Genomic DNA, 22,880 nt, shown 5'->3' on the forward strand with positions numbered 1-22,880 from the left:
CCGATTATGGAAAGTCTATCCGTCAACATATGCAATTATTGGTTGAAAACAATGCCAAGCATTCTGGCTCCAGACTGCTCTAACTGTGTTCTCGCTTGCTTCGCCCATTCTCGCTTCGTCTTACCATTTTTGGCAACTAACATCACGCCGTCACTATACTCAGAAAGTAAACAAGCATCTGTATAGTCAAGCGTTGAAGGCGAATCGATGAGAATGACCTCATATCGCTTCCTAAGTTGGTTCATCAGAGCATCCATATTGGCGGAGCCTAACAGCTCGGATGGATTCTGCGGTTGACCACCGCTAGCTATGAGATCAAGCCCGATGATTCCTGTCGGTGTAATGACTTCTTGGGCGGTTAGCCCTTTAGTTAAAAAGTGGACCAGGCCTTTCGAATTCTTAGCACCAAACATCTCATGCAGGGCTGGTTGCCGTAAATTACAATCAAGGACCACGACAGACTTGCCTTCCTGAGCATAGGTAATAGCCAGATTAGCAAGGGTCGTCGTCTTGCCTTCTTGCGCCTTGGGAGATGCAACCATGAGCACCATTCCTTGACCTGCTGGTACAACCTTTTTGTAGCGTACCGCTGTACGCAAGGAGCGATAAGCTTCGGAGACCGACGAAATCGGATCCAATTCAGCCACAAGAACGTTACTTAGCTGTGACATATGCCTTTTCCCCTACCTCTCTGCTTCTTGAACGCGAAGGTTTAGCTGCTTTACCCTTTTTAATCGTTCCGATGGAAGAGAGTACTGGCAGCCCAACGATATGCTCGGCTTCTTTTTCAGAACGAATCGTGTCATTGATATTTTCAAAGAAGAAGAACACACCAATAGCTGCCATCGCCGATAAAATGAAGCTCAAAGCAAGATTGATTACTACACTGGAATTCACAGGCAACGGCTTCACAGCAACATCAGAACTAGAAAGAATCTTAACATTATTCATATTCATCAAGCTTGGTACTTCACTAATGAACGTATCTGCAAGTGTCTTGGTAATCACAACCGCTTTTTCATAGCTATGATCCTCAAGCTCAATTTTGATAATTTGTGTTTTATCCGTGGAGCTCACCTTCAGATTCTTCAGCAGTTCCTTCTGGGTCATACCGAATTCGGGGTGACTCTGCAGCATCATTTGAATGGTATGATCCGACTTGATGATTTCCTTGTAACTCTCAATTAAATTCAAGTTCATCGATACATCGTTAAGATCTATCGCCTCTTCACTCTTGAACGTGCTGCTAACCAGCACTTGTGTGTTCGCCTTGTAAACAGGCTCAACGAATGTCTTGCTGACATAGAACGTTGTCAGACACGAGAGAATAACGAACAGCGCAATCATCCACAGCTTTTTGCGAATGAGTACAAAGTAATCTAAGATCGATTTCTCCATGGTACCCTCCCGAAAAAAAATAGTTAAAAATCGATGAATACAGTCTTGCTTTTCCTTAAAAATTGAGCTATGATATTTGCAATGAAAGCGTTTTACTTACCTGTACCCCCACTATCAAACCGACATTCAATCACTCCTTTAGCCAGAGCATTCAACAATCTCTTTTCGACAGAGTTAGCTAGTCCGTAGCTGAGGTGAAGCACTCTACGATCAAAAGGAATGAAGAATGCCGCTTTTTGTCAGTTAGTTGGTTATACACAAATACTATATGAATTCCCAGAATTATGATATTACCCGATATTATAATTTTTAGGGTCTATTTCGTGTATCCACCAATGGCTATATGTAATAAAGCGATGGTATACTTTCGGACCATGTATGCTTAAATGGCTTACTGAAAACTGCTGACTAGTCCCTTGGATTGCGCTAACAAAGCCGCTTGCGTACGATCGTTGACGCATAGCTTGTTTAGAATTTGGCTTACATGCTTCTTGACTGTGAACTCGGTTACCATCAGTTTCTTGGCCATTCCTTGATTGGACAAGCCCTCTCCAAGACCAATTAACACTTCCCGCTCCTTCGGCGTAAGCTTACTGAAGCTGTCTTCTTCCTCTTTCTTGAACAACATTTCCATTAAACCTGGATCGTAATATTTTTTCCCTTTGAAAATCAATTTAATGGCAAGCAGCAATTCTTCTGGCAGCGCTTCTTTGAGTACATAACCATCCGCACCCACAGCCTCTGCCCTTCTTACATCCTGCTCCATGGTCGATGAAGTCAGAATGATACTTCGGCATGGCGAATCTTTAATCATCTCAACCACTTCGAGTCCAGAACGATTCCCCAGTTTAAGATCCACGATAGCCAGATCCGGTTTCGTTTCCTTGATTAACTGGAGTGCGTGCTCCACCGTTTCCGATTCGCCAGAAATTTCGATGTTAGCTTCAAGCTTTAGCACAGCTGACAATCCTTTTCTCACCAACGGATGATCATCTACGATAACAACTTTCAAAGTACCACCAGCTTTCGTTAGAATGGGAATAGCCTTCATGACCTTGTTTCGCCCATCATCTGAAGTTCATTCAGTTCCTTTTTATCCTGATGCCCGGATGGGAGGGTCACTTGAATATGTGTACCTTTTCCTTTCGTGCTCTGAATGTTAATCGTTCCGCCAAAAGACTGAACAAGCAGCTCCATGTTGTTCACGCCAAGCCCAGATACCTTAGGATCAGACAGACGTTCTGCTACACTGAATCCACTTCCGTTATCCAAGACCGAAAGCTTAACCTCATCTGACTTCATACTGAGATCTACCTTAATGTGACTGCTTCTGCCATGACGAATGGCGTTTCCAGTTGCTTCCGATATGATTCTGAACAAAGCCTTTTGATAATTGACCTGTAGACCATGATCATCACCAGTCACATTTAATGTTACTTTCACAGCGTGCAGCTTGGATAAGCTGTCTAGATGAGATTTGACGGTTGTGATCCAAAAAGCACCGCCATTTTTCCGAGAGCTAAGACTATAAATGGTTGAACGAAGCTCTTGAGATGCCGCTACAGATGACTCTTGGATAATTTGCAGCTGCTCCTTGATCTGATCTGTTGAAATGTCTTTCCATTTGCGACTGAGCGAATGTACAGCATATACAATTCCGAAAATGTACTGCGAGACGCTGTCGTGCATCTCATCGGCAATTCGATTCTGTTCCTCGATAATCATTAGCTGGTTCTCGATACGCTCGAGTTGGTGCCTCTCCAAAATGACGGCACACAGCTCAGATAGAAAATACAGCTGTTTTACGAACCAATGTCTACCCTCCTCATAGCTGGAGCGTTCAACCTTAACCCCCATCACTCCCCAGTATCGGGTCGACGACTTAATGGGAATCACAAGAAAATCACCATGCTCAGGAAGACTCATCACCATACAACTATCTAGCTGTCTGAGTTCGGCCGCATGAATTTCAATAGCTGTTGACAGGGCAGCTTCTACACCAACGGGCGTGACACCCTGGGTAATCAGATGATCGTGCCCGCCATTCCCACTGCCATTGACATCCCAGAAAAAGGACATCTTGAGCTTGGTCAGCTTTAGAGCAAATTCAGCAAAAATAATTTTTAAATTCTCCGATTCGCTATGCGTAGCTGCTTCCACGATTTGATACAGCGACTTCATATGCTCCATCGTCTCCGTGGTTCGAGCGCTTGCAATCTCAAGCCTACTTTTGACGCCAGCTAATAGTTGAATAGAGAGGGTCATGAATAATAGCATCAGGTAAAAGCGATTTTCATTTAGTAACATATTGGCTAGCGTTTGCGTCTGGTCATTGGCAAAAAAGTAGGTAAATGCGGTGACGAATAAGAAGTAACTCAGCATCATAAACCAGCAGTAGACAGAGGAGAGGTAGCTGGCAGCCATCCATGCGGGATTGAATACGCACCAGAGGAACGGACTGTCCATACCGCCGCTTAGAAGATGCAGGATCATCATCCCGGTCATTTCCAAGCCTACGGTTATTTTAATTGTGCGAGAGGCTTGGCCACTTTGGGTATACATGTCCGTAATCCATTTGGCAAAGATGAATAGCGCTAAAATGATGCCTATTTTTAAACTTAACGGGGGGCCACGATCCTCAATGGCATACACTAACGAAGTTCCACCAAGTGAAATATACCGGTACAAGTAAAAGACTTTACTTCCACCAGAGAACATCTTTCTCATCTGTGTAATCATCCTTTAACCGATATTTGTATTTGGTTCCTTAAACAATACCCAAGTTTACCATTATCATAACAGTTAAATTTTTACAGTCAAAAGGGCTGTATATGACTATACACTTCGAATTATTTGTAGTTTTGTGTCTCATTAAATGGAGAATAGCGAATTTCAGGAGTAAAGGTCTAGACGTTTTGATTACATAGACCTAACCTTTTGGCGAATAAAAAACTGAAAGGGATTCCAATGCTATAAAAAAATTCATCCTTTTGTACCATAAATTTCCTACAAAAAATTCTACTTTAGTGCACATAACTCGTTTTGAGCTCACTTTGAGAAGCTTCGAAACAGGGATTGACATAATTCCGGTTTTAGTACGGTTTTTGTTGCTAACTCGGTCAGGGCTTACGTTAGCTCCGTTTCAGAGCTTATGTCGGTCAACTCCATGCAACACGTCTCCAACCGCCCTCCTAAAGGAAAAAATAAGCGCGAAAACCGCGCTTACAGCGAGAGCTCCGCGAGCAGAAGCTCGCCGACAGAGTCTGAGAAGCCGAAAATCGACTTCTCAGCAGACCATCCTGCGCGTCCGTTCTGAATAAGCGCAGAAAAACCGCGCTTATTCAGAAGCCCCCGAAAAAATAAGCGCGAAAACCACGCTTACAGCGAGAGCTCCGCGAGCAGAAGCTCGCCGACAGAGTCTGAGAAGCCGAAAAACAACTTCTCGGCATACTGTCCTGCGCATGCGATCTGAATAAGCGCAGAAAAAATAAGCGCGAAAACCGCGCTTACAGCGAGAGCTCCGCGAGCCGAAGCTCGCCGACAGAGTCTGAGAAGCCGAAAATCGACTTCTCAACAGACCTTCCTCCGCGTCCGTTCTGAATAAGCGTGAAAACCGCGCTTACAGACCGGTATTCAGACCGAAATTCATACTTCCATTGGATTTTTCCAATGGAATCGACTTTCCGGCTTCGAAATTCTTTCTTCTATTGGAATAAATCCAATAGAATTGACTTTTAGGCCGCCAAATCCCTACTTACATTGGATTAATCCAATGGGAGCAGCTGGTAGACTGCGACATTCACAAAGCGGGAGCTGAATTTTTCAAATATGACTTTTGAGACAGCCCCACCCAAAACATATAATTATATGTAAAAAAAGAACCCGCAAAAATTGCGAAGTTCTTTTCATTTCTGACGATTGTCAGATGATTTCCTGATAATTGTCCAATAATATCCATTGATCTACTGATATCTCTTAATAAACGCGATCGCGTTGGCAATGTCTACCTCAGGTTTTTCCCCAACTTCACGCTCAATGGTCAAATAGCCCGTGTATCCAATATCACGAAGCGCTTGAAAGTAGCGACCGAAATCGACATGACCTTCACCTAGAGCAAGCTCTCGATAGTAAGGACCTGATGTCGCTGCCTCGGCGATAAGCTCGTGACTCATCGGTTGATACCCTAGTGAACCGTAAACTTCACGAGGGTCTGCCTGACGCAGTCGAATACCATCCTTCACATGCGTGTGGACAATATAATCCTTCAACGTGATAACCCCTTGAACAGGATCATCGCCAGTCACCATCACCATATTCGCCGGATCAAAGTTAACGGAAACGCCTTTGGTGGACATCGCATCCAGAAAGCTTTTCAAGTGAGCAGCTGTTTCCGGACCGGTTTCCACGGCAAAATAAGCGCCTAAGCTGCTTGCATATACGCCTAATTCCTCACACGCATGCAGCATCGTTTCATAGATAGGACCATTGGCCTGCTCAGGCACGACACCGATGTGAGTGGTTACGACCTTAGTACCTAGCTCAACCGCAAGGTCGAGAATACGCTTTGATTTCTCAATTTTGTCTGCATTCACCGACTTATCTTGGAAACCATGACCGCCCAAATCCCCACACAAAGCAGAGATATTAAGCCCCAATGACTCGATGTAAGCTTTCAATTCCTTACGTGCTTGAGGTGATAAGTTCGCTGGGTCCATCTCACCTGAAACTGCATATATTTGTACTCCGTCTGCACCGAGCTCTTTGGCTTTCTTCAAACCATCGCGCAAGCCTAGACGCAAACTGTCAACCATAATGCCAATTGGATTCCCCATATTTCATCAACACACCTTTCGTATCGTTGAATTCTATTGCCTATTCCACATCATCCCATAGCCTTCTTATATTTTGCAACCCAATCATCGTACCCATTTTGCATTCTTCCATGCCTTCGAATTCCAAGGAAATGAATCCGTCATAGCCGGAGCTTTTAATCACACGAAATACTTCTTTCATATCTATATCACCATGGCCCACAATAGCGCCGCGCAAATGATTGCCTTGCAGGGTCTGGAACCAACCCTTGCCTGGATTTTGATACGAAGGACGAAGGTAAAAATCTTTCACATGGACCATCGAAGCAAAGGGCAGATTATTTTTCACCGCAGCAACAGAATCTTCATCTACACACATGAAATTGCCTACATCAAGTGTTGTGCGGAAATTCGGACGGTCTACAGCTTGAATTAACGTTTGAACACGATCACTATGCTGCACAAAGTATCCGTGATTCTCAACGCTCGTTATGATGCCATATTGCGAAGCATAGTCAGCAATTTGTCGGCAGGCTTCCGCCATACGTTCAAGCTCTTTATTGAAGTTCCCGATAGATCGATCTTCACTTGATGCGACATCATGGCGCATTCTTTGTACACCAAGCCTTGCAGCAAGATCGACTTCCCCTTTGACCCGTTTAATTTCCTGTTCGTAGGCCTCTTGAGAGTCCGTAAGAAAGTTTGCTCCAATTGCATAATTAGATATTTCGAGGCCACGTGACTGCGCCTTAAGTCGAATCTCATCTGCAAGTTCCAGATTCCCGGGTAAATCAAAGCCAAGGGGCACAATCTCAACATGTTCTCCACCCTGATCGGCAATCCAGTCAATAACACCCATGATGTCCATTTCTCCAGACTTCAGAGCCTGAAATAAACTATACGTACTAACGCCAAGTTTCATATCCGTTCCTCCATATCTGTTCCTAGATTGCTATAATCTGATTTCCTGACCTTTGGCAGCTGATTCATAAATACCACAAAGGATTTTCATCATAGTAAGCCCATCTTCGACAGGACTAATCGGTGAATTCCCAGTTCGACAACAAGTTAGAAAATGACTGATCTCCTGATTAAAAGCTTCTGTTATGTTGATAGATTTGCTATCTGTCTGCGGCGCTACATTCAAAATGGTATCCAGCATTTCCGTGACGAGGACAAGCTCAGGCTCCAATTCCACTCCGCCCTTATCTCCGTACAGCTTGACCGCGATTTCATCTTTTTTGGCATGAAGAGTAAAGCTTACATCAACCATTAGGGAAGCCCCATTTTCAAACCGAATTAAAGCATTAGCCATATCTTCAACCGTATTCAAATCAACGTTATAATCGGCAGCTTTATAAAAGGAAAGATTGCGTACATTCGCCCGATTCCCAAGCTTGTTATACGTATGACCACTGACCGATACTGGCTTTGGTCTCCCCATTAAATACCAGCATAAGTCAATCACATGTACACCAATATCGATTAAAGGCCCGCCGCCAGATCGTTCCGAGTCAGCAAACCAGCCTCCTGGATTCCCTAATCGACGAAGACACGAAGCTTTGGCATAGTACAATTCTCCCAAATCGCCATTATCGATAAAGCGCTTAACGAGCTGAGCATTGGTATCATATCTTCGTACAAAACCGACTTGCAAAATTCTCCCCGTTTCACGAACGGCCTCTTGAATGCGCTCAGCTTCTTCCACTGTTTTGCAAAGTGGTTTCTCTACAAGAACATGCTTGCCAGCACGCAAAGCTGCAATACTAATCTCAGCATGTGTATTATTCCATGTACAAATACTTACAGCATCCACCTCTGGATTGGCCAGAAGCTCCCGATAATCAGTGTAAATATGCTCAACATTATACTTGGCGGCTTTATCCTCTGCTCTTTGACGATTCAAATCACATACGGCAACCAATTCTGCGTCTGCTTGCTTCACATAGGACTCAAAGTGCATATCGGATATCGATCCTGCTCCGATTACACCAATTTTCATTTTGTTTATGCTCATTGTAAATACTTGCCTCCTTCGTGTCATATGCAATCAGGATAGCATGATTTTAGCTGAGGTAGAATGCATAGGATGAGCATATCCATGGATTATATGGTCAAAAAAAGGCTTTCATTTTAAAGATGACCTTTGTTCTTTGAGCATAAACCAAATATTAACTAGCCCAACTATGAAGAAGCTAATCCAAGGTAGAGCACCCCAACCGAGAATGCTCCCCAAGTCGTACAAATAACCCCCGCCAACATTACCAATCATAGCGCCGATGGATAAAGCAAAACTATTAAAGCCAAAATAACTGGCTATACTTCCTGCCCCGGCAAATTCAGACACCATTGTATTCATCATTGGCTGCCAAAACACTTGCCCTAGCATTAATGAAATAACTCCCGCATATATCCCCCACATCGAGCCCGACATCCCAATTGTAAACAGCCCCGCCGAAATGAGTAACGTACCTACTGATAACACGCCAAAGGGCTGCATTTTAGTCTGACTTAATTTAGAAAAAGGAACCTGCAATAATACCATTACAATGGCTCCGCAGCTATAAATAAACCCGATATTGGCTCCTGCAGCAATCTGATTCACTCGAAATGGAACGGCAATGTATAGCTGTGCTACAAGCGACCAGGATATCATCGTAAACACCATGAATCGTAGAAAGCTGCGGTTCTGCAGCACTTTTCTCAGCTGTGGTATCATACCTTCGTAATCGGCTTTTGTTTGTTTAGTTTTTATCTGTGGCAAAAAGAAAAGACTTAACAAGAACGAAAACACAAAAATCAGCGTAGCCGTTATACTGACATATTGAAAATGAAAACCCATTAAAAAGGCGCCCAGTATCGGACCCACCACAAATCCCAGATTACTTAACATTTCACGTATCGAGTAAACCGTAATCCGGTTTTCAGGTGTAGAAAGCGCTGCGTAATAAGCATAACTGGCTGGTTGGAATAAAGCTGCGCCTAAACCCGAAAAGAAGCATGCTAGGATTAAACCCGGGATATGATCCACGAATCCGAATAGCCCGAAACCGAAAGAACGGATAAACAAACCAATCAATATCGTTCGCTTATACCCAAGCCTGTCCGCCAATGTGCCGCAGAAAACGGACAACCCTTGTTGACTGAAGCTGCGGATAGCCGATATGACGCCAACTATCGTGACAGTAAGCAAAAGATCATGCAGTAAATACTAAGCAAGCAGCGGAATCATCATATAAAACCCAACCGCCATACTGAATGTATTCATAAACATAACCCAAAAAGGAAGTTTAATAGCGGTTAGCCTATTCATAGCTGTTAACAAGAGCATTTCCTCATTTCCTTGTACGATGCGATGTGTCAATTTTAACAAGATACAAGATCCAGCAAGGATTGTATATGGACTTTCTTTATGTAGGCTTGGGTATATTATTGCTGTTTTTATTACTAAAAAGGCGGCACAATACGTTAAATACCGCATTGTGCCGCCTTTTCCCCTGTTAAGGGATTAATAAGATTTTCCCTGTGCTTTTCCTGCTCTCTAAGAGTTTGTGGGCTTCCGCGCCCTCCCTCAAAGGAAAGCATGTAAGGCTCTCTATTTGAATAATCCCTCGCCGCAGCGCATCAAAAAGTTCGTTTGAACGCTCAATTCGATTCTGCAAGGTGGTCACATGGTTCCACAAGTCGCCTCCCGTCAGCGTCTTTGATGTATCCATGAGCATTCGAGGGTCAATAGAAGGCGGATCTCCTCCAGCCATGCCATAGAAAATGACCGTCCCCTTCGTTTTGGCAGCAGCGAAACTATCCATTAACGTGGACCCAACTGAATCGTAAACAGCATCTACGCCTTGATGGTCGCTTGACCAATTTCTGACCCCATTTACCCAATCGCTGTCGTAACTTAGAACTTCATCTGCACCAGCCTTTAAGGCGATTTCTCTTTTGGCATCGGAAGAGGTCAAACCGATGACTCGTGCGCCTTTACTTTTACATAGCTGCGTCAAAATCTGTCCAACGCCCCCTGCTGCGGCATGTACGACGATTTCGTCGCCCGATTTTACACGATAGCTGTCATTCACCAGATAATGCGCCGTCATACCCTGAAGCAAAATACCCGCGGCGTGTTCGAACGTGATATCCACAGGTAAAGGTATAGCTCGATCTATAGGCACAGCAACCAATTCCGCATTGGCAAAAGGAACATCCACGAAGGCAATTCGATCTCCGACCTTGATTTGGTCCACATTCGAAGCTACTCGCTCAACAATGCCGGCACCCTCATACCCTAGAATGAAGGGTGGCTTCCCAGCAAGATGATAGTTGCCTCGTCTCCTATATATGTCGGCGAAATTTAAGCCGATGGCTTCCGTTTTCACTAGGATATGTCCTGGTTCTAAGCTGGGCTCAGGAATGTCCACATATTGTAGGACCTCTGGCCCACCAAACTGCTCAAAAATTAGTGCTTTCATGGACTACCTCCAACAGGCTAATCTTACTAAAAAATTGTATCATATTTTGTAACAACCACCTGTTTGGGTAATAAGGCAAATTGGGCAGGCTTGTTGATATAATAACCTTGTACTCCCCAACAATTCATTTCCTTTAACATCCTATATTGTTCATAAGTCTCGATGCCTTCTGCGATTACTTGTAGGTTCAGTGCATGGGCCATGGCTAAAATCGCTGAAATTAGAGAGACATTCATTTCCCAAATGAAAGACCTATCAATCTTTAACTTATCTATCGGCAGCAAGGTTAACATGCTTAAAGAGGAATAGCCGGTTCCGAAATCATCTAAAGCAATGGTAAATCCTTCAGCGCGTAATCTACGCAGCGTTTGTTGGACATCTTCCATCGAGTGAATCGTCGTGCTTTCCGTTATTTCTAATTCCACTACACGTGGGTCCACATGCTCATCTTCCAATATTTGAAGCATTTGATCAACGAAAAGATGTTCGTTTAGTTGAATCCTTGAAATGTTGACCGAAATTTTAAATTGAGGACCATATTCTGCTTTTAAAAGATGCCAATCCTTACAAGCTTGCCTGATGACCCAGTATCCAATCGGAATAATCAATCCCGTTTCTTCGGCGACCGGAATAAAGTCACTGGGTTGGATCATTCCCATGTTGGCGGAGTTCCATCTAAGCAGAGCTTCTGCTCCAATGACTTCCTCCCGGACCGGATTGTAAATAAGCTGATAATGCAAATGCAATTCTTCTTTCTCAACCGCTACTGAAAGCGCAAGCTCATGAATGAAATTCTCAACATGGTCGTATTTAGATGAAGCTTCGAAAATATGAAATCTCTTTCTTCCCGCCCCTTTGGCCTTATACAAGGCAATATCCGCTTGCTTCAAAAGGGTTTGGATGGTTTCACTATTCACACTTCTAGCCACACCAATACTTACGTTTAATTTCATTGGATGATCATTTACCGTAAAGGGAGCCACAAAAAGTTGATTAATTTGGTCGGCAGTCTCTTCAGCTGGTCCAAGTTGCCCCATTGCTACGACGACAAATTCATCTCCACCCAATCTTACAAGTATATAATCCTTACCAAATTTCTCAACAAGACGATTAGCGACCTCTACGAGTACGGTATCACCTACATCATGTCCGAAAATATCATTAATATTTTTGAAATAGTCCAAATCAAGCAAATAAATGTTCGCTGGATTGTGCACATGCTCAAGCAGGAATCTTCGATTATAAAGCTTGCTAAGATCGTCATGATAGGCGTAATGATAAAGCAGATTTTCTTGTTTTTTACGTTCAGTAATATCACGAGTAACCGTGACGATGAACTCCATGTCACCGCTTTCATTGAAAATTGGCGTAAGTATACTTTCTCCGCTTAACATACCATTGGGTAGTATAACGCCATCTTCATACTTAATGGTTCGCCGTTCGTTAACCACTCTCGTGTATTTCTTATGTAAATAGTTCGCCATCTGGCTCGTGTTTATATCAAAAAATGTGAGTCCGACAGCATCCATCGTTATTCCACTGAATTTCGTAGCAGCATGATTTACATAATAGTATTTGATATCAGATCCATCAACACTCATGATGTAAATCGAGTCTTCCATATTATCCATCATGCTTAGGAGTGTCTTAACATCAAGTAATCTATTCGCAGGATTTATCATATAAACGACTCCTCTATACTCACAACAACCTTATAACTGTCTCTAAGTTGACTGGAATATAGCATTCGACAGAAAAATTCATTATCCTTCCAACGAGGATATCAATCCATCTTAATCTGTTTTCCGATTCACTTTTCTCAAAAATTGCAAGGTTCGCTCATTCGTTGAAGCGTCAAAAATATCGGCTGGCGTTCCTCGCTCAATAATCGCGCCTTGATCCATAATGACAACTTGGTCCGCCACTTCTTTAGCAAAGCCCATTTCATGTGTCACGATGACCATCGTCATTCCTTCGAATGCTAGATCCTTCATCACCTTTAGCACTTCACCTACCAATTCCGGGTCAAGCGCGGACGTAGGTTCATCGAATAATAGTACCTCAGGATTCATCGCCATGGCCCGAGCTATCCCTACCCGTTGTTGTTGTCCACCAGACAGTTGATGAGGATAATAATCGGCACGATTACGAAGTCCAACCTTATCTAAGATGGATAAAGCCTTGTCCTTTGCGGTTTTCGAGGATTGTTTAAGGACAATAACAGGACCTTCCATAATATTTTGCAAAACGGTTAAATGAGGAAATAAGTTGTAGTTCTGGAAGACCATACCGGTGTGCTGCCGAATGGAACGGATGTCCGTCTTACTCAACTTGGCTTCACTAGTGAATGTCATAGTCGCTTTAGCTATCGAGAGGGTCCCCTGATCTGGAAAGTCCAATAGTTTCAGACATCTTAATAGGGTCGTTTTGCCGGAACCGGAAGGTCCGATAACAACGGTTGTGCTCCCTTTTTCAACATCCAAATCAATATGGTTCAAGACGTGGAGGTCATGAAAATGTTTATGTATGCCTTCCATTCTAATCATGCTGGGCCCCCCTTACTTGGCAATGTTTCGTTCGTAGTGGATCTCAAGTTTGGATTGGAAATAGGAAAGAAAGGTACTGAAAACTAAATAAACGAAGGCAACTTCGATATAAAGCCATAATGGCTCATAAGTAACAGCCGCAACCTGCTGCCCTTTCTGAAACATTTCCGTAACCGTAATCGTGGCGGCCAAAGATGTGTCTTTGATTAAACTTATGAAGGAATTTCCTAATGGTGGAATAGCGACTCGCACAGCCTGGGGTAAAATGATGCGCCTCATCGCCTGCCATTTCGTCATATTGATCGAATAAGCTGCCTCACTTTGGCCTTTGGGAATCGACAATATCGCGGCACGAATGATTTCGGAGCTATAGGCTCCTTTATTTAACGTAAACCCGATAATGGCTGTTGGAAAAGGATCCAGCGTTATTCCCAAACTTGGAAAACCATAAAATAGAATAAACAATTGGACAAGCAATGGCGTGCCGCGAAAAACCCAAACATAAAATCTCGCTATCGCCCGTAGTATGGCAAAATCTGATAAGCGAGCAAGTGCCGTGATGAATGCCAAGCTAAGTCCTAGTGCAAATGTGATTAAAGTAAGCGGAACTGTGTATGTAAGCCCCGCCTTTATAATAGGAAAGAAGGCATCGGACAGGATCCCTATGATTCGTTCAAGACGTTCATTTGTCATTAGGCTAGGTCCTTACTTCGTTACATCGGCATTGAACCATTTTTGCGAAATTTGAACCAATGTACCGTCCGATTTCATGTCAGCCAAGGCTTTATTAACTTTACTAACTAAATCCGTGCTTCCTTTGCGGAATAAAAAGGCGTTGCTCGTTGCGGACGGCTCCTCATAAACCGTTTTGATCGGGAGCTCAGGACGCTGCTTTTTTAAATCCAAATAGGACAAACTATCGTTAAGCGTCGCATCGATCCTGCCCGAAGTCAAAAGATCAATCGCTTGATTAAAACCCTCCACAACTGTATTTACCGCCCCGTGTTCTTCCGCTATTTTCCGATAATTACTATCGAGGGATTGTCCAACCTTCTTGCCTTTAAGGTCGTCTAACGTTTTAATATTGGTATTATCCGCTTTCACCACAAGAACTGCGCGTGAAACAATAAAAGGCGTCGACATATCATACTTCTCCAAACGATCCGGGCGAACAGCTACTTCATTGGCCACCATGTCATACCGCTTCGCATCGAGTCCGGCAATCATGCCATCCCACTTAGTTTCAACAAAACGCGGCGTCATACCAATCCGTTTACATACCTCTTCTGCCGTCTCAACATCAAATCCCGTAAGCTTGCCAGCCTTATCATGAAAAGTGAAAGGTGCATAAGTACCTTCTGTACCGATCGTAATTTCGGCCTTACTCGGCGAAGATGCTGACGGCGTTGCGTTTGGCTTAGCCGAACTACAGCCTACCGAAGTTAGGAGCAATGCAGTAACTGCTGTTGTTGCGAGTAATTTTTTCATCCTAATAACCCCCTGTGAAATAACCCTTTTTGAGTTAAAGGTATTATTCCCCATGTGAAGTAATTTTAAGAAAAAAAAATGTAGTGCGTGAAAATGTACGCCAGAAAAATTTGCAATCCGAATTAGAATTAGTACGAATTCGGACTTATAATTTTAGACTAAAAAGCCGAACGAGACGAAAGAGACAAACGAAACAATACAACGAATGAATCTAACGAAAGAACGAATCAACTGCAAAGAGAATTCCAACTAACGAGCGTAAAGGAAAATAGCCTCTCTATGCGTAATTGTTAAATTTTGTGTAGTATTATATTATTTTTAATAATTAATATCAAACGGTTGTGAAGCACACGCCGCTTTTACGGATCAGCATCAGCTGTCCGGAGGAGCGGTTTATTTATTTTCTGGAGGTGGCCTATACATTTATGAATGAATTTGAAATTGCACATGAAGCCTTTTTAGCTAAACACATTTCGATGAGGGGCGGGGAACGATTAAAGCGACTTAAAGAGGGTCATGGACATGCGGAAAAGTATTTTCTTGAGCAGATTTGGTCCCCATTTCGCTGATATAAGTCGCACCCAATTCTCAGACCAATTAATTCGACAAAACCACCTTATTTTAGATGGTTGGAAAATTTTTCGTTTCTCTTAGTGGGTTGGGGCTGAGAAGTTTTAACCGACCAGAATAGACGAGACTCCGCCGGCTGAGAAGTTGATTTCCGGCTTCTCAGACACTGCTGGCGAGCTTTGGCTCGCCGATTTCTCGCTGTAGGCGTGGTTTTCGAGCTTAATTTTTATGGACGCACGGGACAGAAAGCTTGTTAACCGACAAATATATGCCAAGAGAGCCGAAATGGATCTCTCACCGCTGGAAAAGTAGCAAAGTGTGCTGAGAAGTCCGAAAAGGTCTTCTTAGAGCCAGAAGGATGCTTGTTAACCGACAAATATATGCCAAGAGAGCCAAAATGGATCTCTCACCGCTGGAAAAGTAGCAAAGTGTTGTTGAGAAGTCCGAAAAGTACTTCTTAGAGCCAGAAGGATGCTTGTTAACCGACAAATATATGCCAAGAGAGCCGAAATGGATCTCTCACCGCTGGAAAAGTAGCAAAGTGTGCTGAGAAGTCCGAAAAGGTCTTCTCCGCGCGGGACGGTGTGCTGAGAAGTCGATTTCCGACATCTCAGACTCTACCGACGAGCTTCGGCTCCCGAAGCTCTCGCTGTAAACTCGTAATTCGCGCCTATTTCTGCGGGGAGGCGTACGGAGGCTAGCGTATCCTCCGTCTTCTACGACTTATTATTTTATCGATAACCTACGTATCTCTTCGTCGGTTAATGCTTCATTAAATACAGCAAGTACACCCAGTAGTCCGGCATAGAAATTGCCCATCTCCCCGGAACGATTCACGCCACCAACGGTGAAGTCAGCACCCGTAAGTCCCCCATCGAACAAACCTTTGTCATATAAGTAAGGGTTGTAGGTTTCCCTCTCGTCCAGCACGCCGTCCACATACACCTTGGCATAGGTGCCATTATAAGTGAATGCTAGCGCATACCACTTATCCTTCGCCAGCGGTGTTGCTCCTATCGCCGTTGTCATACACCACGGATATCCCTGTGTCGGACCTCCTTCAACAGAGACATGTCCTCCCACTTGATCCCCGCTCTCCCAAATCCTCAGATTAAGAAACATGGCATATTGGCGCTTCTTCTCTGTTTCGTTCCACATGCCGGCTATCGCTTCGCACTGCCCGTTTACTCTGTTTTCGCGTTTTAGCCAAGCGAAGATGGTCAGCTTTGCATCCAGTCCGTGGAAATCTAGTGCTGGGCAATCTTTTCGGGGCAGGTTGAACCATTGGCCATATTCTAATTTTGCCGCGTAAGTCCCTAAGACGCCGTCTTCAACCCTCCTTATTGGTCCAGACTTTTCATCCAAAACATAAGGAAAAGGCCCTTTTGCCACTCGAGACTGGCCCTCAGCTTCTTGAAAGTCCCAGAAGGATACGAGAGAATCCTGTTGAAGAATCAATGCAGATTTACTCGCCATTCACTCAGCCTCCGATTGCAACATGTTTTTATGCTAGAGTTATAAAAGGGATCTACCGCCAAAGGCAGATCTCTTTGAATTACCTACAGAAAATGATAGCTGGATGTGTCCTTACCTTTTAAATTATAGCGTTGGTAGTGTTGGTAATGCGCTTTATATAGAATCCCATTCTTACTAGGCGTGTACGTCAAATACAACTGTTTACGGCTTACGTCGGACAAGTTGGCCCCACTTTGATGAGGTGTAAACGAATGGAAGATGATCACATCACCTGGATTTGTTTCTACGATAACACCTTTTTGGGGATCAATCTCAGCAATTTCTTCCGCATTCATGTTGCGCAGCTCACCCGGCGTGGAACGCAATCTTTCATGATAGCCTGGAAACAATTCCAAGCCTCCGTTTGCCGTTGTCGCTCCATCAATTGCAACCATTACCGAGATCAAACCTTCAATGGGGAAGCCCTGCCACCAAGAAGCATCCTGATGCATCGAGTAGCCATTTGCGCCTGGGAGTTTAAAAATGAGTTTATCCTTGAAAAGTAGCGGTTCGTCCAAATAAATATCACGCAGCGGTGATAAAATGCGCTCATCCTCCACTAAATCAGCAAACACTGCGGAAATGTCATGAACCGGGTCCAGACGTTCGATCGCAACTCGGCCATCTGCGTAGACTTTGTGACCAGCACGAATGTTAAACTTATCGGTATACTCGCCTAATGTAAGCAATTGATCGCATTCCGTTTGGATGACTTTCGCTTCTTGTTCTGAAAATACGTTCCGCAGCACCAAGTACCCCTGCTCGTTATACGTGTGAAGCTGCTCTTCTGATAAAATACTCAAAGATTTCTTTCTCATGGAAATCTCCACCTCTCATTTGTTTTTTTGCCTCTCACGTTGTGTGATTGACTTTCTTTTAACCTTATATTACAGCCATGTATTCCCTTAATCCATGCACTAGGTTATACTAATTCATATACTTTTTTGCATGGAACGGGAGAGTGAGTACATGATTGGAAAGCTCCAAATTAAGCGGTATTATTTTGGTAAACAAAGAGAGCAGTTTTCTCTATCCGAGGACACTTATGAAGGCTGGGGGATGCTCGCTGCCCAATCAGGTCGATTCTCCTTCACTTTAGAGGGGGATGATCCGGGTGAGCGGATTGCCGAATTCGGGGAGCTTGTTTTTTGCCAACCCGGCCAAACGTTCAGGCGTCTTGCTCTTGAACCGATCTCTTTTCATTTCGCTGAATTCACGTTAGACAGCAGTGTGACACTGCCAGGTAAAATCCGCATCAAGGATGTCGGTAGGCTCAGCTCCACCTTTCAATATTTACAAGAATGGCAGGAAGAAGTGGATCATGGCGATCATCAGTGGGAGGTCGTTCATCATCTCATTGAAGACCTGCTTTTCATGGCAAATCGGGAGCAGCTCACAGCGCAGCGTAAGCGATCCGGTACTTCTGATCCCTTAATGAATCAAGCGGCTGCTTATATAGAAATGAAGGCTTTCGAACATGAATTGTCCTTGCAGGGGCTAGCTGTCACACTTGGTATTGGTGCATCTCAGCTTACTCGGCGTTTTCAAGCCGTGTACGGTATGTCACCAATTCGGTATGCAACAAAGGTTCGACTATCCCGAGCACGCTTGCTGCTAGCCGAAACGCCAGACACACTCGATGCCATTGCTGAGCAGTGCGGCTTTCAGAATGCCTTCTATTTCAGCCGTGTCTTCTCGCAGCAAATGCAAATAAGCCCTTCCGCCTATCGAAGGACTTTCCGTGTATGAAAAAGGGCCGTTGATCGTTAGTTCGAACGGATCAGCGGCCAGATTAATCGCAACAGCTTAGACAATGGAATAGTTAACCCAATCCCCTTGAACCCCACCCATTTTCTCAAAGAAATGTTGAGCTCGTTTATTATCAGGAGCCGTTATCCAAGACATATACGCATATCCTTGATCTTTGGAGTAACCTTGGCATTCTAAAAACAGTTCTGATTCCACTTCTGAACCTCTTAATGGCTCAATGACATAAAGGTCGTTCATGATCGTAATTTTCTCTGCTTTCATCGTACTAAATGCGAAGTATAAAGTGGCAAAGCCGACTAGCTTTCCGTCTTGTTCTGCGACAAATTGTATACCTAATTGTTTCTCTAAAAGGGTTTGAATCAACTTATGTATTTTCCCATCGGCTGGCCTAGGCTTCTGATAAAATCCTACGATGTATTCATACATTAATTCGGTCAAGCTGTTTTCATCATCAGGTTCTGCGTCTCTCACGATAAGTGGCATTAATAATTCCCTCCATTCGATAATGCATAATTATACATAAATATGCATGTATATTCAATATTATTATTTCAGTTATTCAGAATAAAAAAAGAGAAGCCGCCACGAAAGTTCATCTAGGTTAGTTACATGGAAATTATTCCCTTCTCATTCTTATTTGAGGTATAACTTTGGTTTCCTTTTACCAATTCAACCAGCTGCACTTCATGCGGCGATAACGTACTCACTAATGTGTAAGCGCTGTCCTTTATCTCGACCTGTTCAACCGTTAATCGCGGGCAGCTCGCCTGCTTTAGATAATCCAAAGTGTCTGCATCCATATGTACAGGCGCACCCATTTGCACCCATAGATCGAAAGCACTGCCATGCTGCCTATTGATCGTATGCCTTTTGAGCGTGTAAGTCCCCGATCGAATGCCCGTCAGTTCCAGCGTCAGCTCTGTGAGCCCATCTTCTTCAAACACATCGTACCTATTGGTACGGTTAATGAAAGACGCATCCCCTTTGCGATACAAAGCATCCAAATGCACATAAGCATACATTAAAACCTGCAGCCCCTTGTCATTGCCAGCGATGTAATACCCTTCACCCCGATCTATACAGTGATCACCCAACCTCGCAAGTAGTTTGAACGCATAAAAGGCAGGCTTAGGTATGCCGTTATATGTCATCAAGCCCAGACCACCGTGAAACAGCTCGGCCGACATTTTGAACTCTTCCAGCAGGTCTGTCACCGTCCAATAGCCAAAACTATGGAGGGCATCCATATTTTCCAGCACATTTTTCACGATGTAAGCCGCTTTGTAGCACGTATCATTCACTAGATCCCGGTGAGATCCCGTGGAATTCCATTCGGTCATGTGCAGCTCAGGCGTATAGCCGCTTGCCGACGCAGAGACTGTTTCTTTTAATTTTGCAATGACCTGGGATAAATACCCTGTATCGGCTGATAATTCAATACGCTGAAAAACCAGATTCGGAAATTGCTCAAAATCAACCTGGATTTCTTCATTTGAAATGCTCATCGCCTCATCATACGGGTAGTTGTGGATAGAAATAAAATCAGGCTCCGCATGCCGTTCGCGCACATCCCGCACAAACCGGGTCAGCCAATCCTCCCGCATCAACGTAATCGACAATATCCCCGGTCCCCCTACACGCAGCTCTGGATGAATCGATTTGATGCAGTGATATGTGGAGACGAACAGCTCACAGTAAGCTTCGTATGTGTCCGGCCAGAAAATACGGATTTCCGGCTCATTCCACACCTCGAAATACCATTGCCGCACTTCATGAATGCCATATTTACGAATGTAATGTGTAATGAATTGATGGATCATTTGGTTCCACTTGCCGAGATCCTTAGGACTACCCACAAAGCTCTTTTTATAAAAAATTGTACCGCATTCCTCTCCGGCAAGCTGGCTCGGCAGAAAGCTGAGCTCCAGAAAAGGCCTCAGTCCGGAGGTCAGGATAAAATCAAACAATGAATCGCTATAAGCAAAGTTTAGGCTAACTTCTCCCCGTTCGTTCTCACCGTATACCATCATCTCATCATCAAAAATACCGTGAAACCGCACATACTGAAATCCGATTTCCCGCTGCACACGCTGCATGTGCTTTTGCACTTCAGCAAATAGCACCTCTTTGGCTTTGCCCACCGTCATGAGCTTCTTCCAGGTATGATCAACTTCGGTGACGGGAGTCGACTCTACTGAAACATGGCTTGAACGTTTTGCATGGGGCGCAGGCAAGGTCGTCACCGCCGGGACCGATTTATCTGGAAGATATTTGAAAAGCGACTCGAACGCTTGCGACGGATTCATTTCAAAATAGTTAAAATGACTCGCACTGCTTTTCTGAAACCTGCTTCGGCCGTCCAAGACCGTCTTCCGGTATTCGCCAGGCGTTTGTCTGTAAAATTCTTTGAAAACCGCATTAAACGATTTTAAGTTCGGAAATCCGTGGTCATGAGCGATCTGCGTGATCGATAAATTCGTTAGCGTCAAATCTTTTACCGCTCTGTCCAAACGTACCGCATTCACGTATTTCGTGAAGGAAGTGCCCATATACTCTTTGAAAAACCGCGATAAATACGGAACCGTCAAATACTCCTGCTGCGCCAACTGCTGGATGTTGATATTCCGGTTGTAGTTCTCCTTCACATAGGAGGTAATGCGCAGCAGCCGTTCGCGATGCTTGTCATCCAGCTTCTCGGTATTTTGGTCCTGAGAGCGAAAGCCTTGTATGAGCAAGTACGTCAAACTCAGCAGAAGTGACTGTATGCGCAGTGTGTACCCTTGCGGGCGCTTATAGTGGAGCAGCATCATTTCGGCGAGCAGAGCGCGAAGCTCGTCAAACTTAACCTGCTCTTCCCGGCCATAGGCCGCAGAGTTGCATCCAAACGACATCCGTTCGATCTGAGGTTCAATCTGAATGAGATATGCGATGGGGATTTGCAGCGCCAGAACCAAATTGTTCTCCTCAGCTTCAATCGCATGAATATCATTGGCATTAATCAGAAATAAATCTTCTTCATTCAGCTCGGTATATCTATCTTTCGTAAACAATTGGAGCTTCCCCTTTAGCACGAACAGTATTTCTATGCTGTCATGCCAATGATTCGGTACCTGATGGGTGCTGTGCAAAAACAAGTGAACGGGAAGTTGGTCGTCCGTCTCAATATTTTCGTAGGTGTAGCTTTGCACCTCTTCTCCTCCTTCACTTTGAATGCGTTCTATCATCCTATTATAATCTTTCGTATGATCAAATCATATGGTCGCTGGTGATGATGGTGATGCTATGAGAGCGGGAACCTCTGCAACACACGCATGCAGAATCGGACGATGGATGAATTAACTGGAAAATCACCTGCTAATTTCCTCATTTGACCGTTTTTCCATCAAATAACTGGAATTTATCCTGTTAATCACTCCATATTGTGTTAATTCGATGATACGCTGTCGATTTAGATGGAGATTTCCCAGTTAATTGTGTAGCCCCCTTAATAAAGGGAGAATTAGCAGGAGGATTTCCTTCTATTTAGATCACATAACGCTCCTAAACAGCGATAAGCTCCGCTCACACTGTTTGTCCATTTCCAACACACACACACACAACAAAAAAAAGCGATCGAGCAGATACCTCCTGCTCAACCACTTCCTATTATCCAAACACAATCTCCGCCATCTCAGCAAGGTTCCGGAGTCGATAATCGGCTACCGAACTATCAAACGCAGCACCAATGGCCGCCTTCAACATGCCGGCACGTTCGGCGGCAATAAGCCCCGCCTCGGCGTCTTCCACGACGAGACAATACGCCGGGTCTACACCGAGCTGCTGTGCCGCCAGCAGAAATACCTCCGGATCGGGCTTGCTGCGCACAATCTGGTTGCCATCGGCTATCGCATCGAATACATGCGCCAGTCCGATCCTCTCCAGAATCATCGGTGTGTTTCGGCTGGACGAACCAATTGCTGTTTTCACGTCTTGCTCCTTGCACCTAGCAATGAACGCAAGTGCCCCCTCAGCAGCATCGGCTGGTGTCAATTGCAGGAGCAGCTCACGGTAATATTCGTTCTTCCGATCGGCTAAATCTTCTTTCTCACTCTGCGTATAGCTTCGCTCGCTCTTCTCGAGGATGATGTCCAGACTCTCCATCCGACTCACGCCACGCAGTCTGTCATTGATGGACACATCAAATGAAATGCCCTCCTCGTTTGCCATCCGCTGCCAAGCCTCATAGTGAAAGCGATCCGTATGAACGAGAACGCCATCCAAATCGAAAATAACTGCTTGTATCGCCATCATGCTAACCTCCTCCTTCGCCGTCT

Annotated in this window: 21 protein-coding genes; 2 read left to right on the forward strand and 19 right to left on the reverse strand. The window is 44.3% G+C overall.

Annotated elements, in window-relative coordinates:
* Positions 1–35: 35 nt before the first annotated feature.
* The 14 genes from GC098_RS21220 to GC098_RS21285 all read right to left on the reverse strand — a co-directional run bounded on the left by GC098_RS21220 (position 36) and on the right by GC098_RS21285 (position 14,712).
* Positions 36–671, reverse strand: a complete 636-nt coding sequence (locus tag GC098_RS21220) for a CpsD/CapB family tyrosine-protein kinase (protein ID WP_171645229.1) — start codon at positions 669–671, stop codon at positions 36–38.
* On the reverse strand, positions 655–1,398 hold the full coding sequence (locus tag GC098_RS21225; protein ID WP_171645230.1) for a YveK family protein: 744 nt from the start codon (positions 1,396–1,398) through the stop codon (positions 655–657). The genes GC098_RS21220 and GC098_RS21225 overlap by 17 nt, the downstream gene beginning before the upstream one ends.
* A 391-nt stretch (positions 1,399–1,789) precedes the next feature.
* Complete coding sequence (locus tag GC098_RS21230) at positions 1,790–2,449, reverse strand: response regulator (RefSeq protein ID WP_312880255.1); 660 nt, start codon at positions 2,447–2,449, stop codon at positions 1,790–1,792.
* Positions 2,446–4,125, reverse strand: coding sequence for a sensor histidine kinase (locus GC098_RS21235; protein ID WP_171645231.1), 1,680 nt, complete (start codon positions 4,123–4,125; stop codon positions 2,446–2,448). The genes GC098_RS21230 and GC098_RS21235 overlap by 4 nt, the downstream gene beginning before the upstream one ends.
* 1,235 nt (positions 4,126–5,360) lie before the next feature.
* The gene (locus GC098_RS21240) at positions 5,361–6,230 is read right to left on the reverse strand and encodes a sugar phosphate isomerase/epimerase family protein (protein ID WP_171645232.1); all 870 of its coding nucleotides are present in this window, start codon (positions 6,228–6,230) and stop codon (positions 5,361–5,363) included.
* 40 nt (positions 6,231–6,270) lie between these two features.
* On the reverse strand, positions 6,271–7,131 hold the full coding sequence (locus GC098_RS21245; protein ID WP_171645233.1) for a sugar phosphate isomerase/epimerase family protein: 861 nt from the start codon (positions 7,129–7,131) through the stop codon (positions 6,271–6,273).
* A gap of 30 nt (positions 7,132–7,161) precedes the next feature.
* Positions 7,162–8,226 carry a Gfo/Idh/MocA family protein gene (locus GC098_RS21250; RefSeq protein ID WP_216625362.1) on the reverse strand — a complete coding sequence of 355 codons (1,065 nt, stop codon included), beginning with the start codon at positions 8,224–8,226 and terminating at the stop codon, positions 7,162–7,164.
* A gap of 111 nt (positions 8,227–8,337) precedes the next feature.
* Complete coding sequence (locus GC098_RS21255) at positions 8,338–9,414, reverse strand: MFS transporter (RefSeq protein ID WP_376773918.1); 1,077 nt, start codon at positions 9,412–9,414, stop codon at positions 8,338–8,340.
* 6 nt (positions 9,415–9,420) lie between these two features.
* Complete coding sequence (locus tag GC098_RS21260) at positions 9,421–9,582, reverse strand: hypothetical protein (protein ID WP_171645235.1); 162 nt, start codon at positions 9,580–9,582, stop codon at positions 9,421–9,423.
* A 127-nt stretch (positions 9,583–9,709) separates the two neighbouring features.
* Positions 9,710–10,678, reverse strand: coding sequence for a quinone oxidoreductase family protein (locus GC098_RS21265; protein WP_171645236.1), 969 nt, complete (start codon positions 10,676–10,678; stop codon positions 9,710–9,712).
* Positions 10,679–10,704: 26 nt separating this feature from the next.
* The gene (locus GC098_RS21270) at positions 10,705–12,360 is read right to left on the reverse strand and encodes a putative bifunctional diguanylate cyclase/phosphodiesterase (protein ID WP_171645237.1); all 1,656 of its coding nucleotides are present in this window, start codon (positions 12,358–12,360) and stop codon (positions 10,705–10,707) included.
* Positions 12,361–12,471: 111 nt separating this feature from the next.
* Positions 12,472–13,224, reverse strand: coding sequence for an amino acid ABC transporter ATP-binding protein (locus GC098_RS21275; RefSeq protein ID WP_171645238.1), 753 nt, complete (start codon positions 13,222–13,224; stop codon positions 12,472–12,474).
* Positions 13,225–13,236: 12 nt separating this feature from the next.
* The gene (locus GC098_RS21280) at positions 13,237–13,917 is read right to left on the reverse strand and encodes an amino acid ABC transporter permease (protein ID WP_171645239.1); all 681 of its coding nucleotides are present in this window, start codon (positions 13,915–13,917) and stop codon (positions 13,237–13,239) included.
* A gap of 12 nt (positions 13,918–13,929) precedes the next feature.
* Entirely contained in the window at positions 13,930–14,712 is a 783-nt protein-coding gene (locus GC098_RS21285; RefSeq protein ID WP_171645240.1) for an amino acid ABC transporter substrate-binding protein, read from the reverse strand.
* A 425-nt stretch (positions 14,713–15,137) separates the two neighbouring features.
* Here GC098_RS21285 and GC098_RS21290 point away from each other — a divergent pair, with 425 nt between their 5' ends.
* Positions 15,138–15,281 (forward strand): hypothetical protein, encoded by a 144-nt coding sequence (locus GC098_RS21290; RefSeq protein ID WP_171645241.1) that lies wholly within the window; start codon positions 15,138–15,140, stop codon positions 15,279–15,281.
* A gap of 727 nt (positions 15,282–16,008) precedes the next feature.
* Here the strand turns inward: GC098_RS21290 and GC098_RS21295 are convergent.
* Complete coding sequence (locus GC098_RS21295; protein WP_171645242.1) at positions 16,009–16,758, reverse strand: LamG domain-containing protein; 750 nt, start codon at positions 16,756–16,758, stop codon at positions 16,009–16,011.
* An 83-nt stretch (positions 16,759–16,841) separates the two neighbouring features.
* Positions 16,842–17,615, reverse strand: a complete 774-nt coding sequence (locus tag GC098_RS21300; protein WP_171645243.1) for a phytanoyl-CoA dioxygenase family protein — start codon at positions 17,613–17,615, stop codon at positions 16,842–16,844.
* A 151-nt stretch (positions 17,616–17,766) separates the two neighbouring features.
* Between GC098_RS21300 and GC098_RS21305 the strand changes: the two genes are divergently transcribed.
* Positions 17,767–18,546, forward strand: coding sequence for a helix-turn-helix domain-containing protein (locus GC098_RS21305; protein ID WP_171645244.1), 780 nt, complete (start codon positions 17,767–17,769; stop codon positions 18,544–18,546).
* A gap of 57 nt (positions 18,547–18,603) precedes the next feature.
* Here GC098_RS21305 and GC098_RS21310 read toward each other — a convergent pair whose 3' ends face one another.
* The 3 genes from GC098_RS21310 to pgmB form a co-directional block, all read right to left on the reverse strand.
* Positions 18,604–19,050, reverse strand: coding sequence for a GNAT family N-acetyltransferase (locus tag GC098_RS21310; RefSeq protein ID WP_171645245.1), 447 nt, complete (start codon positions 19,048–19,050; stop codon positions 18,604–18,606).
* A 122-nt stretch (positions 19,051–19,172) separates the two neighbouring features.
* Entirely contained in the window at positions 19,173–21,755 is a 2,583-nt protein-coding gene (locus tag GC098_RS21315; protein WP_171645246.1) for a GH39 family glycosyl hydrolase, read from the reverse strand.
* A gap of 457 nt (positions 21,756–22,212) precedes the next feature.
* Positions 22,213–22,857: a beta-phosphoglucomutase gene (gene pgmB, locus GC098_RS21320; protein ID WP_312880257.1), complete on the reverse strand. Its 645-nt coding sequence runs from the start codon at positions 22,855–22,857 to the stop codon at positions 22,213–22,215.
* Positions 22,858–22,880: the final 23 nt, after the last annotated feature.

The organism is Paenibacillus phytorum, assembly GCF_013141715.1.
Classification (GTDB): Bacteria; Bacillota; Bacilli; order Paenibacillales; family NBRC-103111; genus Paenibacillus_E; species Paenibacillus_E phytorum.

Bases quoted from the DNA above. Each gene is read 5' to 3' on its own strand.
- GC098_RS21220 (WP_171645229.1), bottom strand. From the start codon at position 671: ATGTCACAGCTAAGTAACGTTCTTGTGGCTGAATTGGATCCGATTTCG.
- GC098_RS21225 (WP_171645230.1), bottom strand. From the start codon at position 1,398: ATGGAGAAATCGATCTTAGATTACTTTGTACTCATTCGCAAAAAGCTG.
- GC098_RS21230 (WP_312880255.1), bottom strand. From the start codon at position 2,449: ATGAAGGCTATTCCCATTCTAACGAAAGCTGGTGGTACTTTGAAAGTT.
- GC098_RS21235 (WP_171645231.1), bottom strand. From the start codon at position 4,125: ATGAGAAAGATGTTCTCTGGTGGAAGTAAAGTCTTTTACTTGTACCGG.
- GC098_RS21240 (WP_171645232.1), bottom strand. From the start codon at position 6,230: ATGGGGAATCCAATTGGCATTATGGTTGACAGTTTGCGTCTAGGCTTG.
- GC098_RS21245 (WP_171645233.1), bottom strand. From the start codon at position 7,131: ATGAAACTTGGCGTTAGTACGTATAGTTTATTTCAGGCTCTGAAGTCT.
- GC098_RS21250 (WP_216625362.1), bottom strand. From the start codon at position 8,226: ATGAGCATAAACAAAATGAAAATTGGTGTAATCGGAGCAGGATCGATA.
- GC098_RS21265 (WP_171645236.1), bottom strand. From the start codon at position 10,678: ATGAAAGCACTAATTTTTGAGCAGTTTGGTGGGCCAGAGGTCCTACAA.
- GC098_RS21270 (WP_171645237.1), bottom strand. From the start codon at position 12,360: ATGATAAATCCTGCGAATAGATTACTTGATGTTAAGACACTCCTAAGC.
- GC098_RS21275 (WP_171645238.1), bottom strand. From the start codon at position 13,224: ATGATTAGAATGGAAGGCATACATAAACATTTTCATGACCTCCACGTC.
- GC098_RS21280 (WP_171645239.1), bottom strand. From the start codon at position 13,917: ATGACAAATGAACGTCTTGAACGAATCATAGGGATCCTGTCCGATGCC.
- GC098_RS21285 (WP_171645240.1), bottom strand. From the start codon at position 14,712: ATGAAAAAATTACTCGCAACAACAGCAGTTACTGCATTGCTCCTAACT.
- GC098_RS21290 (WP_171645241.1), top strand. From the start codon at position 15,138: ATGAATGAATTTGAAATTGCACATGAAGCCTTTTTAGCTAAACACATT.
- GC098_RS21295 (WP_171645242.1), bottom strand. From the start codon at position 16,758: ATGGCGAGTAAATCTGCATTGATTCTTCAACAGGATTCTCTCGTATCC.
- GC098_RS21300 (WP_171645243.1), bottom strand. From the start codon at position 17,615: ATGAGAAAGAAATCTTTGAGTATTTTATCAGAAGAGCAGCTTCACACG.
- GC098_RS21305 (WP_171645244.1), top strand. From the start codon at position 17,767: ATGATTGGAAAGCTCCAAATTAAGCGGTATTATTTTGGTAAACAAAGA.
- GC098_RS21310 (WP_171645245.1), bottom strand. From the start codon at position 19,050: ATGCCACTTATCGTGAGAGACGCAGAACCTGATGATGAAAACAGCTTG.
- pgmB (WP_312880257.1), bottom strand. From the start codon at position 22,857: ATGATGGCGATACAAGCAGTTATTTTCGATTTGGATGGCGTTCTCGTT.